The sequence below is a fragment of the Micromonospora sp. bgisy143 genome (assembly GCF_057708145.1).
Map to the genome: position 1 here is coordinate 217,580 of NZ_JBYIRN010000003.1, position 14,215 is coordinate 231,794.

Genomic DNA, 14,215 nt, shown 5'->3' on the forward strand with positions numbered 1-14,215 from the left:
TCGGGCCGGTCCGCCCACCGACGTGGCCACCGTCCACCTGGTCATGGTCGCCATCGACGACGACCAGCCGAGGACGGTGCCACCACTGCTACCCGAGACCGACGGCGACCGGCGGCGGCCCGGTGGGGGAGCGCGGCAAGGCTCAGCGTGAGCGCGAGCGCGAGGCTGCCGCAGAGGAACGCCAGTGACATGGCGGGCTGGCCGAGCCACTCCCACGGCAGATGCCAGCGAGGGTGTGGCTCGCTCAGTTGGTGCGAGAGCATCAGCGACGTACTCAACAGGATCGGTGCCCACCACAGCACCATCGCGAAGCCGAACAGCAACTTTGTCGATGCTTGGGCCAGCGGATGGCGTCCCTGCAAACTTCGACTGGCCCAGCCGAACAGGCACCAGCCACTGAGTGCGCCGAGCACGAAGGCGATGACGCCGACGGGGTAGGCGCTCCACGGGGTTGATCGGGTCAGGGCGAGGCTCATCTTCGGCGTCGTGTTGTCGTCGTTGATGGACACTTCGAGAATGTCGTCGCCACGCTGCGCGTAGACCGCGATGTCGGAGGGTATCGTCGCGGGGTCGCAGCGCGAGTCGTCGGGAACGCAGTCATACGCGTTGGAGTAGACGGGTTCGGTGTACTCCCATCCGGAGGCCCGCAGCCGCTGTAGAAGCTCGGCGAGGACTTGCGGGCGGTTGTCGGCCGGTAGTTGCTCGAAGGACGCGCCGAGACCGGCCAGCGAATATTCGCCGCCGTCGCCCAACAGCAGGTTCGAAGCGGAGCTCCAGCTCAGCGGACTGCCGTAGATGACGAACACCGACGGCGGGTCGTCCGTGTCGATCTGGCTCACCGGCTTGTCCGGATACAACTGGCTGACCGCGACGGCAAGCTCGTCGTGGTCGAGCGGACGGGAGCCGAGCCAGGTGAGCCAGGTGCCGAAGGACGCGGCGAACAGACCGCAGGCCACCGTGAAGACCGTTGCCCAGAGGACCACCGTACGGCTCGCGGGTCGGCCGAGGCGGGCGCGCAGACCGTGACGTACGAGATTGGCCGCCACCCGCACGCCTGGGTAGGTGGACGCGGTGTCGTGTACCGTCTCGAGGATTTCGGCGCCGTGCTCCCGACGGTAGTCGCGCGGGTAGGACAGCAGTAACCAGCGGTACATGGGATCTCCCAGGACGCGGCGACAGTCGGGATCAGGCGGGGTTGGGCCGCAGGTGGCGCAGCCGGGATTCGGCGGCGGATGCCAGTTGGCGCAGCCGTTCCGTCTGCAGTGCGAGTTCGGCACGGCCGTCGGCGCGCAGCCGGTAGTACCGGCGCAGCCGGCCGTCGACGACCTGTTCGTGGCTGAGCTCGACCATGCCCTGCGCGGCCAGTCGGTCCAGCGCGGCGTAGAGGGTTCCCGGCAGCAGGGTGACGCGCCCGTCCGACAGAGCCGTGACCTCCTGGATGATCCCGTAGCCGTGGCGCGGTTCGTCAGCCAGCGCGGTCAGGATGAGGAAGGTGGCCTCACGCATCTCAGTCACCGAGGCAACATATATCGCTGATCAATCTATCGTCAAAGCGTTTGCCTGAGGATCAGTCGGTGCGCGGCGGACCCACCACCTGGGGGTCGCTCGCCCACACATCCCACTAACGGAGCGCGGCTCCGCCGAGGGGCGTACGGCGACAGCGGATCTCGTGCCGGTGTCGTTCCCCGGTGACGAAGCCGGCGTCGCGCAGCACCGACAGGTGCTCGGACACCGTGCCGGCTGCCAACGCGTGGCGGTGGGCCAGGGTCGTGGTGCTGGTCGGCTCGTCGAGGCTCGGCAGCAGCGCCGCCCGGGTCCGCCCGATCAGCCGTCCCAGAGCGGTGTGCCGATCGGTGGCCAGGGGTCCTCGAACCGGGCGCGCGGGCTGACCGGGGGCGGGGAGAGGAAGTCGGGGGTGTAGCCGCGACGCGGCTGAAACAGGGCGAGCGGTCGCAGGTCGAGTTGCCGCGTGTCGAGGGTGTCGAACCAGCGGCGGTGAGGGCCGGCGCCTTCGCGTGGGGAGAGCAGGCGCACCGCGCGGCCGAGGCGCACCGAGCGGGGCGACGTGCGGCCGGAGTCAGGCGCCGGCAGGTGAAGCGGCGGCCAGCAGGGCGAGGGCGGCCCGCTTGGCGTGCCTGCCGGCGCTGGTCCGGTCGTGGTGGGCGGCGATCAGGGTGGCCCCCTCGACCAGGAGGAGCAGTTGTCGCCCCAGCGCGCCCGGGTCGGCCGCGCCGGTGCGCCGGGCGATGCCGGTCAGGAGGTTGAGGCGGCGGTCGAGGTGGCGCGCCGTGATGTCCATGACGGGCTGGGCCTGGTGTTGGGCCGCGGCGTTCTGCAAGGCGCAGCCTCGGAACGTCGGCTCCTCGTACCACCGCTGAAGCTCGTCGAAGACGGCGGCGAGCTGGTCGCGGGGATCGTCCCCAGCGGCGGCCACGGCCCCGGCGATCCAGGACGTCACCCGGTCGCTGCGCGCCTCCAGCACCGCTTGGATCAGGCCGTCCTTGGTGCCGAAGTACCGGTAGAGGGTCTCTTTGGACACGCCGATACGGGAGCACAGTTCGGCGACGCCGATGCCGTCGAGGCCCCGCTCGTACAGCAACGGGGACGCCGCGTCGATGATGCCCGAGCGGGTGCGCTCCGGGTCGATCGTTGAACCCTTGGGAACTGGCACGGGATAGATGGTACCGAGCGGTTCCTTCTGTTGCTAGCATTCCCGAGTTCGTACTGATCGGTTCGATCATCGGGAGGGCTGATGACATCGGTCGCGTTCAACGGAATGTGGCCGGCCCTGCGGCTCGCCCTGGGCACGGCGTCCGCCCTCGGCTTCGCGCGCTTCGCCTACGGGCTGTTGTTGCCGGCGATGCGAGACGACCTGAGCTGGACCCTGGCAGCAGCCGGCGCCATGAGCGCAGCCAACGGCTTCGGCTATCTGCTCGGCGCCCTGCTGACCAGGGGGCTGGTAGGCCGCCTCGGCGCGGCCACCGCGTTCCGCCTTGCCATGGCGCTGACCGCCGCATCGCTGGCCAGCACCGCGGTCAGCGACGACCACCTGACGCTGATGATCCTCCGTACGCTCTCCGGGGCCACTGGCGCGGTGGTGTTCATCGCAGGCGGGGTGCTCGCGTCCCGCCTCGCGTCCGGTGTCGCGTCAGGCACCCCCATCACTGTGTACTTCGCCGGTACCGGGCTGGGCATCGTGCTCAGCGGTGTGGCCGTACCACTGCTTGGCGAGCACTGGCGGCTGGCCTGGGTGGCCCTGGGCGCCGCCGCCGCACTGGCGACGGCGGTGAGCTGGACCGCGGCCCGCAGCGAAGCCGAAGCGCCCGTCACCGGCCGGGCCCGGCTCGGGCCGCTGCTGGCGCCCGCCCTGGCCTACCTGTTGTTCGCCGCCGGCTACATCACCTACATCACCTTCCTGTCCGCCTACCTGGCCGACCACGACACCTCCATCGGGCAGGTCGTCCTCACCTGGGCCGTGCTGGGCTCGGCTGTCGCGGCGGCGCCGGCGGTGTGGACTCGTCCGATCACCCGGTGGCCCGGCAATCGGGCGCTGGCCACGCTCCTCGCCGTTATGAGCGCCGGTGCGGCGCTGATGCTGGTGTCGTCCGCGACACGGGTCGTCCTGGCCTCCGCGCTCCTGTACGGCGCGACCTTCATGGGCGTGCCCGCGGCGGTCACCGCCCTCATCAGGGCACGCACGCCCGCAGCCGACTGGGCCGCCACGCTCGCCCTGTTCACCGCGGTATTCGCCGCCGGCCAGACGGCCGGTCCGTGGCTCGCCGGCCTGATCGCCGACCGCACCTCGACCGCGGCCACCCTCGCGTGGACCGCCGTCCTGGGTGCCGCTGCCGCACTGATCGCCCTCGTCCCTGCCCCGACGCGCCCAACCCTGACCACTCACGACCAACCCAAGGAGAAGGACCATGACCGACTTCGTACTCGTACCCGGGATGTGCCACGGCGGTTGGTGCTTCGAGGACCTCACTCGACGGATGCGTGGCCTCGGGCACAGCGTCCACCCGCTGACGTTGACCGGCCTGAGTGAACGCTCGCACCTGCTGCACGGCACGGTGAACCTCGACACGCACATCCAGGACGTGGTGGCGACTCTCGAGGTCGAGGACCTGCGGGACGCCGTGCTGGTCGGGCACAGCTACGGCGGGATGGTGATCACCGGGGCCGCGGACCAGGCACCCGAACGGGTCGACTCCCTGGTCTACCTGGACGCCGTGGTTCCCACCGACGGTGACTCCTGCTGGTCGCTGGTGTCGGACCAGGAGCGGAAGTGGTACCTGGACGTGGACGACACCGGCTGCGCGTCCCGGCCCCTACCGTTCTTCGACGCCCGGGCGACGCCCCACCCGATCGCCTCGTTGCTCCAGCCACTCCGACTCACCGGCGAACTCGGACACATCAAACGTCGGGACTACGTGTACGCGACCGGCTGGGCCGACCAGTCCCCGTTCACCGCGACCTACCAGAGGCTGAGCGCGGACCCCGCCTGGAGAACCCACGCCCTAGCGGGAGGACACAACCTCATGCGTGACACGCCGAACGAGTTGGCGCGGATTCTGCAGGACGTTTCCGCCTCCCGCTGAGGGGTGGTGCCGCACTGCCGACCTCGACGCGCTCCTTAGCCGTTGCTGCAGTGCACCTGAGAACCGTTGCCGTCCAGGTACTCGTCCCAGACCCAGCCGTACTTGTTCGTCGCCGTTCGCAGGTAGGTCCAGGTTCCTGTCTCTCCGATTACGAAGCAGTGGTAGTCGACGGTGTTGGCGGTAGTGGCAGTTCCGATGACGTCGCAAGTCCAATCCGGCCCATTGCGGAGAGAGACGCTCCGCAGGAAATACTTTCCGTAGGAGCTGCTGTCGACGTCAGGCCCACTGACGCCACATGGTGCTGCCATCGCCGGTGTGGAGTATCCGACCACGGACAAGCCGACTGCTGTGACCGTTAGCGCCATGGCCTGAGCGATTTTACGCCGCATCACGTTTTCCCTTCCATTGACTACGCTTCAATAGAGGCAGGTCGTATTCAGCTGATTAGTGACAGTTAACTACAGGACCATACCCCCAATCCGCAGACGAGGCTCAAGCGCTGACCGCGCAATGCAGGTACATGCATGGGTGGCGATTGCGCCTATCGGAATCGGCGCCGGCAAAATGCTGGGCCAGCAATAGCTTGATGGTGCCGCAGGGGAAGGTCAACCGCCGCCCGTGTCCCGAACTGTTCGCCTTTGTTCGAGCAGGGCGTATCCAAGGCGACGAAGGGGTCGTGTCCGGCTGCCGGCGGTGGTCCCTCATCGGGGTGGTCTCACGGCGGGCGACCTTCGCGCAGCACCACTGCCTCTGGACATCTTCAGTTAACAAACCTAATAATTAGTCACCCGTCGATATCTCGACCGGGCACCCCTCGGGAGGACCGGATGGCACGCAGATCACGAACACCCTTCCTGGCTGTCCTGGCGGCCCTGGTCTCCGCCGCCGCGGCGACCCTGACCTTCGCTTATCCAGCCCTGGCCGCCGGCCCGACGGCCACCTTCACCAAGACGTCCGACTGGGGCAACGGCTGGGAGGGCCGCTACACCATCACCAACGGTGGGTCGAGCACGATCACCGGCTGGCAGGTCGCCTTCACCCTGCCGACGGGCACGACCCTCGGCTCGTACTGGGACGCCACGGTCAGCAGCGTCGGGCAGCGGCACACCTTCACCAACCGCTCGTGGAACGGCACCCTGGCCCCGGGCGCGTCGGCGTCGTTCGGCTTCCTGGCCACCGGCTCCGGCTCGCCCGTCGACTGCACACTCAACGGCGCGCCATGCGCCGGTGGCACACCTCCCACCACGACACCGCCGACCACCGCGGCTCCCACGACAGCGCCGCCGAGCACCGCACCCCCCACGACTGCGCCGCCGACCACGACACCGCCCACCAGCCCGCCGCCGAACACGGGGTTGGCGAAGCACGCGCTGATCGGCTACCTGCACGCCAGCTTCGCCAACGGGGCCGGGTACCTGCGGATGGCCGACGTGCCCGACGACTGGGACATCATCAACCTCGCCTTCGGCGAGCCCACCTCGGTCACCTCCGGCGACATCCGCTTCCAACTCTGCCCGGTTGCCGAGTGCCCCACCGTGGAGACCGAGGCCCAGTTCACGGCGGCGATCCGCGCCAAGCAGCAGCAGGGCAAGAAGGTGCTGCTGTCCATCGGTGGTCAGAACGGGCAGGTGCAACTCACCACGACCGCCGCCCGTGACGCATTCGTCCGCTCGGTGTCGGCGATCATTGACCGATACGGCCTCAACGGCCTGGACATCGACTTCGAGGGCCACTCCCTCTACCTCAACACCGGCGACACCGACTTCCGCAACCCGACCACCCCGGTCGTGGTGAACCTGATCTCGGCGATTCGCGAGCTCAGGCAGCGCTACGGAAGCGGCTTCGTACTCACGATGGCTCCGGAGACGTTCTTCGTGCAGCTCGGCTACCAGTTCTACGGCTCCGGCCCATGGGGCGGCCAGGATCCCCGGGCCGGGTCGTACCTGCCGGTGATCTACGCGCTGCGCGACATCCTCACCGTCCTGCACGTCCAGGACTACAACTCCGGCCCCATCGTCGGGCTCGACGGTCAGTACCACACCATGGGCAGCGCCGACTTCCACATCGCGATGACGGACATGCTGCTGGCCGGCTTCCCCGTGGCCGGGAACGCCAACGCGGTCTTCCCCGCACTGCGCGAGGACCAGGTCGCGTTCGGCGCGCCCTCCTCCACCAGCGCCGGCAACGGCTACCTCGCCCCGGCCGGCGTGCAACAGGCGGTGAACTGCCTGGTCCGAGGCCAGAACTGCGGCGCGTACACCCCGCGCAGCGGGACCAACCCCAACTTCCGAGGGCTCATGACGTGGTCGATCAACTGGGACCGCTACTACTCCTGGGAATTCCGGCTCAACCACGGCCCGTTCCTCAAGGCGCTGCCCTGACCGCGAGGCTGGCCCAACCAGCCCGAATCGGCGTCGCGGCCCGGTCGATCCGGACCGGCCGCGACCTGGCCCGCGTGCCACGTTCCACCGTGGAGGTGAGCGACCCAGCAACCTCGACGAGCGTCGGCAGAGCACTTCCGGTGGCGGGGGTCGACGTGCTTTGGTGTGAGCACGTCACCACCGCGCGTCACTGGAGGCAGCGATGACCCGGATCTCTCGGAACGGTTTCCTGGCCGGTCTGACCGCTGGCATCCTCGTCGCAACGCTGGGGCTGCCCGGCGTCGCCACGGCCGGGCCGCAGGCGCGAACCGTGTCGGCGTGCACGCTACGGCCACTGCCCCTGCCAGCGGACCTGAATGGTCAAGCTCGGGCGGTCGACCCGACCGGTCGGTTCATCGCCGGCCCCGGCTACCGAATCGATGGCGAGGATCGGCAGCCGCTGCTGCTGCTCTGGGCCACCCGGCCCGGGGCGTGGAACCAACCCCGACTCACCGTCGTCGAGTTTCAAACGGAGCCGCAGGTCTACGGCATCAACCGGTACGGCGTTGCCATCGGCACCGCCTATGTCGGTGACGTCTACCGCCCCTGGCGCTACGTGCAGGGGCGGCTGGAGTGGCTACCCGTCCCGTCGGTGGTCGCCAACGTCTCGGTGCACAGCATCAACGCGGGCGGTGACATCGTCGGCACCGGCGCCGTCGAGGAGACCGAGACGGCTCTGCCGCTGCTCTGGCCCGCCGGCCGTCCGGGCACCGTCGAGGTGATCGACGCACCGTCATCCAGCTCTGGCGCGGTGGAGATCTTCGACGACGGCACCATCGTCGGCGGCACCGGCGTATTCGGCTGGGTACGCCATCCCGACGGGAGGACCGACCGACTCACCGTCCCCGGTGCCCGGTGGGCGCGGGTCCAGGCGGCCCGAGGCAACTGGGCGGTTGGCCGTTTCGGCATCGGCAGCGAGGACGAGGACAGCACCCTGGTGCGCTGGGATCTGCGCACTGGCCTGGCCAACGCCCTGCACCCGGCGCTGGTGTCGACACAGGACGTGAACAGTCAGGGCACGGTGCTCGGCGACCGAGTCGTCGACCACGGCGACCGGCTCGTCTCCCTGCCCGGCGCCATCCCGGGCGTCCAGACCATCATTGGCTGGCAAATCGCCGACGACGGCCTCGTCGTCGGCTACGTCAACGGCTCCCGACTGCTCCCCGTGCGCTGGACCGACTGCTGACACAGTCGCCACCACGACCGGTGTTCCGGCCGGAGGCCGGCCCTTGCGAGAGGCCTGCGGCCCGGTCGAGTGCCGGCGGCTACGGGCGTCGCCGGGTCGGCGAGGCGCGTCACGGCGCCGGGTGGGGTGCCGAGGCCGGCGCGCGCTTGGCCCGCTGGATCTGCGCGTAGACGTGGGTCCGCAGCTCGGTGAACCGGGGCAGCGCCCGGGTGGTGAGCTGATCGCGTTGCCGCGGGAGGTCGATCACGAGGTCTTCCTGCACCCTGGTCGGCGAGTGGGACAGGACGAGCACGCGCTGGCCCAGATACACGGACTCGTCGATGTCGTGCGTCACGAAGACGGTGGAGATACCGCGGTTCAGGTGCAGGTCGCGTACGAGGTCCTCCAGGTCCGCGCGGGTCTGCGCGTCCACCGCCGCGAACGGCTCATCCATGATCAGCACTTCGGGCCGGTACGCGATGGCGCGCGCGATGGCCACCCGTTGCTGCATCCCGCCGGAGAGCTGCCACGGATGGCTGCGTGCCGACTGCGGCAGTCCCACCGCGTCGAGGGCGTCGGCGACCCGCCGGTCGCGTTCGGCGCGGGAGAGCTTCTGGTGTCGAAGGGGAAGCTCCACGTTGCCCCGGACCGTCAGCCAGGGATAGAGGCTGCGGCCGTACTCCTGGAACACCACTGCCATCGCCGGGCTCGGGCCCGTCACTGGCGATCCCTCCATCTCGACGAGGCCGCTGGTGGGCCGGAGCAGTCCGGCGAGGCATTTCAGGAGGGTGGTCTTGCCGCAGCCCGACGGGCCGACGACGCACAGCAGTTCGCCGGGCATCATGGTGAAACTGAGATCCCCGATCGCCTCGACCTCGCCCCGGCCGGAGGCGTAGACCTTCCGCAGGTGCTCGACCCGCAGCAGCGGACGTGCGTCAGGCACGGGTGGCCTCCCTCATTCCGTGGTACCAGCGCAGGACGCGGCGTTCGACGACGCCGAAGGCCACGGCGAGGAGGACGCCGATGAGGCCGAGCAGGAGGATGCCGCTCCACATCTCGGCGATGAGGTAGTTCCGTTGAAAGTACGCGATCCGGTAGCCGAGGCCGGCCGAGGACGCGAACATCTCCGAGATGACCATGAGGATCAGGGCCACCGAGAGCGCCTGACGTACACCGGTCATGATGCGCGGACTCGCCGCCGGGAGGATCAGCAGCCACACCCGTTCCCACCGGGAGATCCGGTACGAGTCGGCGGTCTCCAGCAGCACGCTGTCGGTCGCCCGGACGCCCTCGATCGTGTTCAGCAGGATCGGCCAGATCGCGCCGGAGGTGATGACGACGACCTTCATGGTGTCGGTGATGCCGAGCAGCAGCATCGCGACCGGGATCAGCACCGGTGGCGGAATCGCGCGGAAGAACTCCAGCAGCGGTTCGAGGATCTCGCGTAGCGGGCGGAACCGGCCGATGAGGACGCCGGCGGCGACGCCGAGCACGATCGACGCGAACAGGCCGACCAGCAGCCGGTACACGCTCGGCAGCACGTCGTCGACGAACGCCGGGCCGATCCAGGTCTGCCGGAACGCGTCGAGGAGCGGGCGGGGGCCGACGAGGAACCGGTTGGCCGACCGGGTGGACCAGACGGCCCAGAGCCCCACGGCCAGGACGGGAAGCCCGACCGCGTACAGGACGTCCTCGGCGACTCGTACGCCGAGGCCGCGAGGGGCGTTCCTGCCCGCACCGAGGGCGGTCATCGGGTTGCCTCGTCCGCGAGCACCGACTGGTGCCAGGCCAACGAGCGGCGTTCGGCGAAACGGAACACGACGTTCACCACCACGCCGAGAAGGCCGGTGACCACGACGAGGCCGTACAGGCCGACGGCGTCCCCGGTGGAGCGCGACAGCTCGATCATGCGTCCGAGGCCGGGGTTACCGATCACCATCTCCGCGGTGACGGCCAGGATGAGCGCGACCGTCGCGGCGAGGCGCAGGCCGGTCATCAGGTACGGCAGAGCGGTCGGAAGGATGAGATACCGCAGCCGCTCGTAGCGGGTGAGACCGAAGCTCCGCGCGGTGTCCCGGGCGACCGTGTCGACGTCGGCGACGCCGTAGATCACCTGCACGAACACCTGCCAGAACGCCGCGTAGACGATGATGACGAGTGCGGCGCGCATCTGCAGGCCGAACATCAGCACGGCGAGGGGGATCAGCGCGACCGACGGCACCGGCCGCAGGAACTCGACTGTCGTGTGCGTGGCGCGACGCAGAAACGGCACCAGCCCGACGATCGTCCCCACCGCGACCGCGGCGAGCGTCGCCACCGTCAGGCCGATCGCCCACGACGTCATGGTGAGCCGGAGCCGCCGCCAGAACGCCAGGTCGCGGACCTCGTGGAACAGCCGCCCGAACACGTCGGTGGCGTACGGCAGGTCGTGCCGGTCGACCAGCCCCAGAGCCGGGAGCAGTTGCCAGACGGCGAGGAACCCCAGCAGGCCGACGGCGCCCAGCAGGATCTTGCGCATCGGCCGGCTACTGCTGCTGGACGAGACGGCCGAAGTCGGGCTGCCGGTCGAGTACGCGGTACTTCTGGGCGAGCGTCGCCAGTTGCTCCAGGCCGGCCCGGTCGATCTCCCACCCGAACGCCGGGAGCCGGACGGAGTCCGCCACCGCATCGGGCAGTTCGAGGTTGTCCTTGATGGCCTGCCGGAGGTCCTTCTCGTTCGCCGGGTCGTTGGCCCAGGTGAGCGTCTTCTTCATCGCCGCCGAGAAGTCCGCGACCAGGGAGGCGTCGGAGTCCTTCAGCTTGCTCGACGTGATCGTGGTCAGGGTGGTGAGTCCGGGAACGGTGGCCTGGTATGGAGCGACCACGAGAACGTCACCGCGCTTACGCATCTGGGTGATGAACGGCTCGGTCACCCAGGCGGCGTCGATGTTGCCGGCGGCGAGCTGGGCCGGTGCGTCCGGGAAGGCCACCTCGACGAACTTGACCTTGGTGGGATCGCCGCCGTCCTTCTCGACCGCTGCCATGATCGTGACATCGCCGGCGGCGCCCAGGCTGTTCACCGACACCTTGCGTCCGGCGAGCTGGGCCGGCCGGGTGATGCCGGACTTCGTGGACGCCAGCACGGCGTTGATGTCGTCGCCGTCGGCGTAGGACGACGCGTAGTTCCCGATGATCACCACGCCGAGATTCTGCAGATCGGCGCGGAACGGGCCGAACGGCTGGCCGATGGCGAAGTCGATGTCGCCGTTGAGCAGGGCCGGGATGGCCTGGGCGCCGCCCTGTGCGGGCACCACCTCCACGTCGAGCCCCTGCTCCCGGAAGATGCCCGCCTTGATGCCGCCCCACAGCGCGGCGGTCTCGCTGATCGGCAGCGCCGCCACGCGGACCTTCCGCAGGTCGCCGCTCGACCCGGGGGACGGATCGGTGGCATCGGAATCCGTGCAGCCGGTCAGGGCGATCACGACGCCGGCGAGAACAGCGAGGGCAGTGACCTTCTTCATGGACGGGCCCTTCCGTGCGCAGCGCTTGTGCAGCCTGAGGAGTGGGGTCGACGGAGTGCCGAAAGCATCCGATCGCGTCGATCAGCGTCATGCAGGCGCGATTGATTGTCAAGAATTCCGAAAGAGCGAATCGCAAGCGCCGCGAGTAGTCCGACGGTGGCGAGAACACGCCTTGACGGCCGACGATTTTGTGACCAAACTGTGCGGTTGGTGGCGCGGGGCGGAGAGGGCGACGACGTGGCAATCGTGATCGTGGGCGCTGGTATCGGTGGCCTCACCACCGCGCTCAGCCTGCACCGGGCCGGCTTCCGTGAGATCACCGTCTACGAGCGCGCCGCCGCGCTGCGCCCACTCGGCGTCGGAATCAATCTGCTCCCGCACGCCGTCCGTGAGCTGACCGAATTGGGTCTCGGGGAACGCATGGAAAGGCTGGGTGCCGCACCTGGCACGCTTGCCTACTACAACCGCTACGGTCAGCAGATCTGGAGCGAGCCACGCGGACTGGACGCCGGATATCGCTGGCCGCAGCTTTCCGTGCACCGCGGCCGGTTCCAGATGGAACTGCTCGCGGCAGTGCGGGAACGGCTGGGCGCCGACGCGGTGCGCACCGGGCACCGGCTCGTCGGCGTCCGCGACGGCGTCGCGCACTTCGAGACGGCGGCGGGGGAGGTGACCGTCGGCGGCGACCTGATCGTCGGAGCGGACGGCATCCACTCCGCGCTGCGTCGCCAACATCGGCCCGGCGAGGGGGCGCCACTGTGGAACGGGCTGACACTGTGGCGCGGGACGGCACGGGCACCCGGATTCCTGGACGGGCGCACCATGATCATGGCCGGGGACGCGGAACAGAAGTTCGTGGCGTACCCGATCGGTCCCGGCGTGGTCAACGTCGTGGCCGAGCGGCGCGGGCCCGGTTTCGCCGGGCCCAACGCGGACTGGAACCGGACGGTCGACCCCGCGCCGGTCGTCTCGCTCTTCGCGGACTGGCGTTTTGGGTGGCTCAACGTGCCGGACCTGCTGGCCGCCGCCGACGAGATCCTCGAATACCCCATGGTGGACCGCGATCCGATCGACACGTGGAGCCACGGCAACACCACGCTGCTCGGCGACGCGGCCCACCCGATGTACCCGAACGGTTCCAACGGGGCGTCGCAGGCGATCCTGGACGCACGTACCCTCGCCTTCCACCTCGCGACCGCGCCGACGGTCCGGGCGGCGCTCGACGCCTACGAGGCGGACCGGCGGCCCGTGACCACCGCGCTCGTGCTGAGCAACCGGCGGCAGGGCCCGGAACAGGTGATGGTGCTCGCCCACGAGCGCGCGCCGGACGGGTTCACGCACATTAACGACGTCATCCCGCCCGAGGAGCTCACCGCTATCGCCACCGGCTACAAGAAGGCGGCCGGCTTCCTGCCGGCTGACCTCAACGAACGGGCCTCCCTGACGCCGACGGCCTTCTCCGGTGTCCTGCCGTGACCGGCCCGGACACGACCGAACTGGACGCGGCACGCCTGGCCTCGGTGATCTCACCGCTGCGCCGCACGCTGCTCGCCGCCGCCCGGGCCGCCGAGCACCTGCCGGAGATCCCGGACGCGCAGATCGAGATCGTGCGGGCCCTGCCCCGGGGCACCGTGTCTGGCCCCGGTGAGCTGGCCGAGCGGCTGCGCCTGAGCCGATCCACGGTCAGCAACCTGCTCACCGCGATGGAGGGCAACGGCCTCGTCGAGCGTCGCCCCCGTCCCGGCAACCACCGCCACGTCGACGTCCTCGCCACAGCGAAGGCCCTCGACCTGTTCGACCGCTTCGACCTCGCGAGCGGTGACCTGGTCGCCCGCGCCGCGGCGACCCTGCCGGCGGCGGACCGCGCGGCCCTCGCCGCCGCGGTGCCCGCGCTGGAACGCCTCCGCGACGCCCTCGCGCACGCTGAGGACACTCCATGAGTACGCGCCGAGCCGCCGGTCGGGACGCCGTGACCGCCCCGCCGGTTCCCGGGCTGGAGGCCGCGTTCGAGGTGCAGGTGCGCCTCGGCGCGCTGGAGGATCACGGGATGACCCGCGCCGGTCACCGTCGCGTGGTGCCTGTTCTCGGCGGCCGGGTCACCGGTCTCTTCGAGGCGGACATCGTGCCCGGCGGCGCCGACTGGCAGGTGGTCCGCCCCGACGGCGCGATCGAGATCGACACGCGCTACTCGGCGCGTACGGCCGACGGCGGTCACGTCTACCTGCGTACGTTCGGCGTCCGCAGCGGCCGCCCGGAGATTCTCGCGGCGTTGCTGCGCGGCGACGCGGTCGACCCGTCCGAGTACTACTTCCGGCTGGGCGTACGACTGGAGACGTCGGTGCCCGCGCTGGCGGTCCTGGAGCAGTCCGTCTTCGTGGCGTCGGCGATCCGCGAGGCCGACCGGGTGCGCTACACCGCCTACCGCGTCACGTAGCTGTTCCCGCCCGGGGCTGCCAGGGCGCGCTTGTCGGCCTGCCGCTGGGAGCCACTGGCACCCGGTCGATCGACTGGATAGTCCGGGGACCCGACGAG

The 14,215-nt window shown here is 69.8% G+C and carries 15 protein-coding genes; 7 read left to right on the forward strand and 8 right to left on the reverse strand.

What is annotated here, in order from left to right:
• Positions 1-41: 41 nt before the first annotated feature.
• The 4 genes from AC3EN4_RS06605 to AC3EN4_RS06620 all read right to left on the reverse strand — a co-directional run bounded on the left by AC3EN4_RS06605 (position 42) and on the right by AC3EN4_RS06620 (position 2,671).
• Complete coding sequence (locus AC3EN4_RS06605) at positions 42-1,154, reverse strand: hypothetical protein (protein WP_435205019.1); 1,113 nt, start codon at positions 1,152-1,154, stop codon at positions 42-44.
• 31 nt (positions 1,155-1,185) lie between these two features.
• Positions 1,186-1,506, reverse strand: a complete 321-nt coding sequence (locus AC3EN4_RS06610; RefSeq protein WP_422740738.1) for a PadR family transcriptional regulator — start codon at positions 1,504-1,506, stop codon at positions 1,186-1,188.
• A 318-nt stretch (positions 1,507-1,824) separates the two neighbouring features.
• On the reverse strand, positions 1,825-2,052 hold the full coding sequence (locus tag AC3EN4_RS06615) for a hypothetical protein (protein ID WP_435205020.1): 228 nt from the start codon (positions 2,050-2,052) through the stop codon (positions 1,825-1,827).
• 25 nt (positions 2,053-2,077) lie between these two features.
• Complete coding sequence (locus AC3EN4_RS06620) at positions 2,078-2,671, reverse strand: TetR/AcrR family transcriptional regulator (RefSeq protein WP_435205021.1); 594 nt, start codon at positions 2,669-2,671, stop codon at positions 2,078-2,080.
• 81 nt (positions 2,672-2,752) lie between these two features.
• Between AC3EN4_RS06620 and AC3EN4_RS06625 the strand changes: the two genes are divergently transcribed.
• The 4 genes from AC3EN4_RS06625 to AC3EN4_RS06640 all read left to right on the forward strand — a co-directional run bounded on the left by AC3EN4_RS06625 (position 2,753) and on the right by AC3EN4_RS06640 (position 8,204).
• Positions 2,753-4,045, forward strand: a complete 1,293-nt coding sequence (locus AC3EN4_RS06625; protein ID WP_435205023.1) for a YbfB/YjiJ family MFS transporter — start codon at positions 2,753-2,755, stop codon at positions 4,043-4,045.
• Positions 3,993-4,598, forward strand: coding sequence for an alpha/beta fold hydrolase (locus AC3EN4_RS06630; RefSeq protein ID WP_435205024.1), 606 nt, complete (start codon positions 3,993-3,995; stop codon positions 4,596-4,598). The genes AC3EN4_RS06625 and AC3EN4_RS06630 overlap by 53 nt, the downstream gene beginning before the upstream one ends.
• 827 nt (positions 4,599-5,425) lie before the next feature.
• Positions 5,426-6,979, forward strand: coding sequence for a chitinase (locus tag AC3EN4_RS06635; protein WP_435205025.1), 1,554 nt, complete (start codon positions 5,426-5,428; stop codon positions 6,977-6,979).
• Positions 6,980-7,181: 202 nt separating this feature from the next.
• Entirely contained in the window at positions 7,182-8,204 is a 1,023-nt protein-coding gene (locus AC3EN4_RS06640) for a hypothetical protein (RefSeq protein WP_435205026.1), read from the forward strand.
• Positions 8,205-8,313: 109 nt separating this feature from the next.
• Here AC3EN4_RS06640 and AC3EN4_RS06645 read toward each other — a convergent pair whose 3' ends face one another.
• Genes AC3EN4_RS06645 through AC3EN4_RS06660 form a run of 4 tightly spaced genes read right to left on the reverse strand, consistent with a single transcriptional unit; the run spans position 8,314 to position 11,683 of the window.
• Entirely contained in the window at positions 8,314-9,126 is an 813-nt protein-coding gene (locus tag AC3EN4_RS06645) for an ABC transporter ATP-binding protein (RefSeq protein ID WP_435205027.1), read from the reverse strand.
• Complete coding sequence (locus AC3EN4_RS06650; protein WP_435205028.1) at positions 9,119-9,934, reverse strand: ABC transporter permease; 816 nt, start codon at positions 9,932-9,934, stop codon at positions 9,119-9,121. The genes AC3EN4_RS06645 and AC3EN4_RS06650 overlap by 8 nt, the downstream gene beginning before the upstream one ends.
• Entirely contained in the window at positions 9,931-10,701 is a 771-nt protein-coding gene (locus tag AC3EN4_RS06655) for an ABC transporter permease (protein WP_435205029.1), read from the reverse strand. The genes AC3EN4_RS06650 and AC3EN4_RS06655 overlap by 4 nt, the downstream gene beginning before the upstream one ends.
• 7 nt (positions 10,702-10,708) lie before the next feature.
• On the reverse strand, positions 10,709-11,683 hold the full coding sequence (locus tag AC3EN4_RS06660) for an ABC transporter substrate-binding protein (protein ID WP_435205031.1): 975 nt from the start codon (positions 11,681-11,683) through the stop codon (positions 10,709-10,711).
• Positions 11,684-11,920: 237 nt separating this feature from the next.
• On the opposite strand from AC3EN4_RS06660, the gene AC3EN4_RS06665 reads away from it, so the two are divergent.
• From AC3EN4_RS06665 to AC3EN4_RS06675, 3 genes are read left to right on the forward strand one after another with little or no spacing between them, the layout of a single operon-like run.
• Positions 11,921-13,159 carry a flavin-dependent oxidoreductase gene (locus AC3EN4_RS06665; protein ID WP_435205032.1) on the forward strand — a complete coding sequence of 413 codons (1,239 nt, stop codon included), beginning with the start codon at positions 11,921-11,923 and terminating at the stop codon, positions 13,157-13,159.
• Positions 13,156-13,623: a MarR family winged helix-turn-helix transcriptional regulator gene (locus AC3EN4_RS06670; protein ID WP_435205033.1), complete on the forward strand. Its 468-nt coding sequence runs from the start codon at positions 13,156-13,158 to the stop codon at positions 13,621-13,623. Before AC3EN4_RS06665 ends, AC3EN4_RS06670 begins: the two co-directional genes overlap by 4 nt.
• A complete protein-coding gene (locus AC3EN4_RS06675; RefSeq protein ID WP_435205034.1) occupies positions 13,620-14,117 on the forward strand; it encodes a DUF3237 domain-containing protein in 498 nt (165 codons plus the stop codon). Before AC3EN4_RS06670 ends, AC3EN4_RS06675 begins: the two co-directional genes overlap by 4 nt.
• The last annotated feature ends 98 nt before the right edge of the window (positions 14,118-14,215 follow it).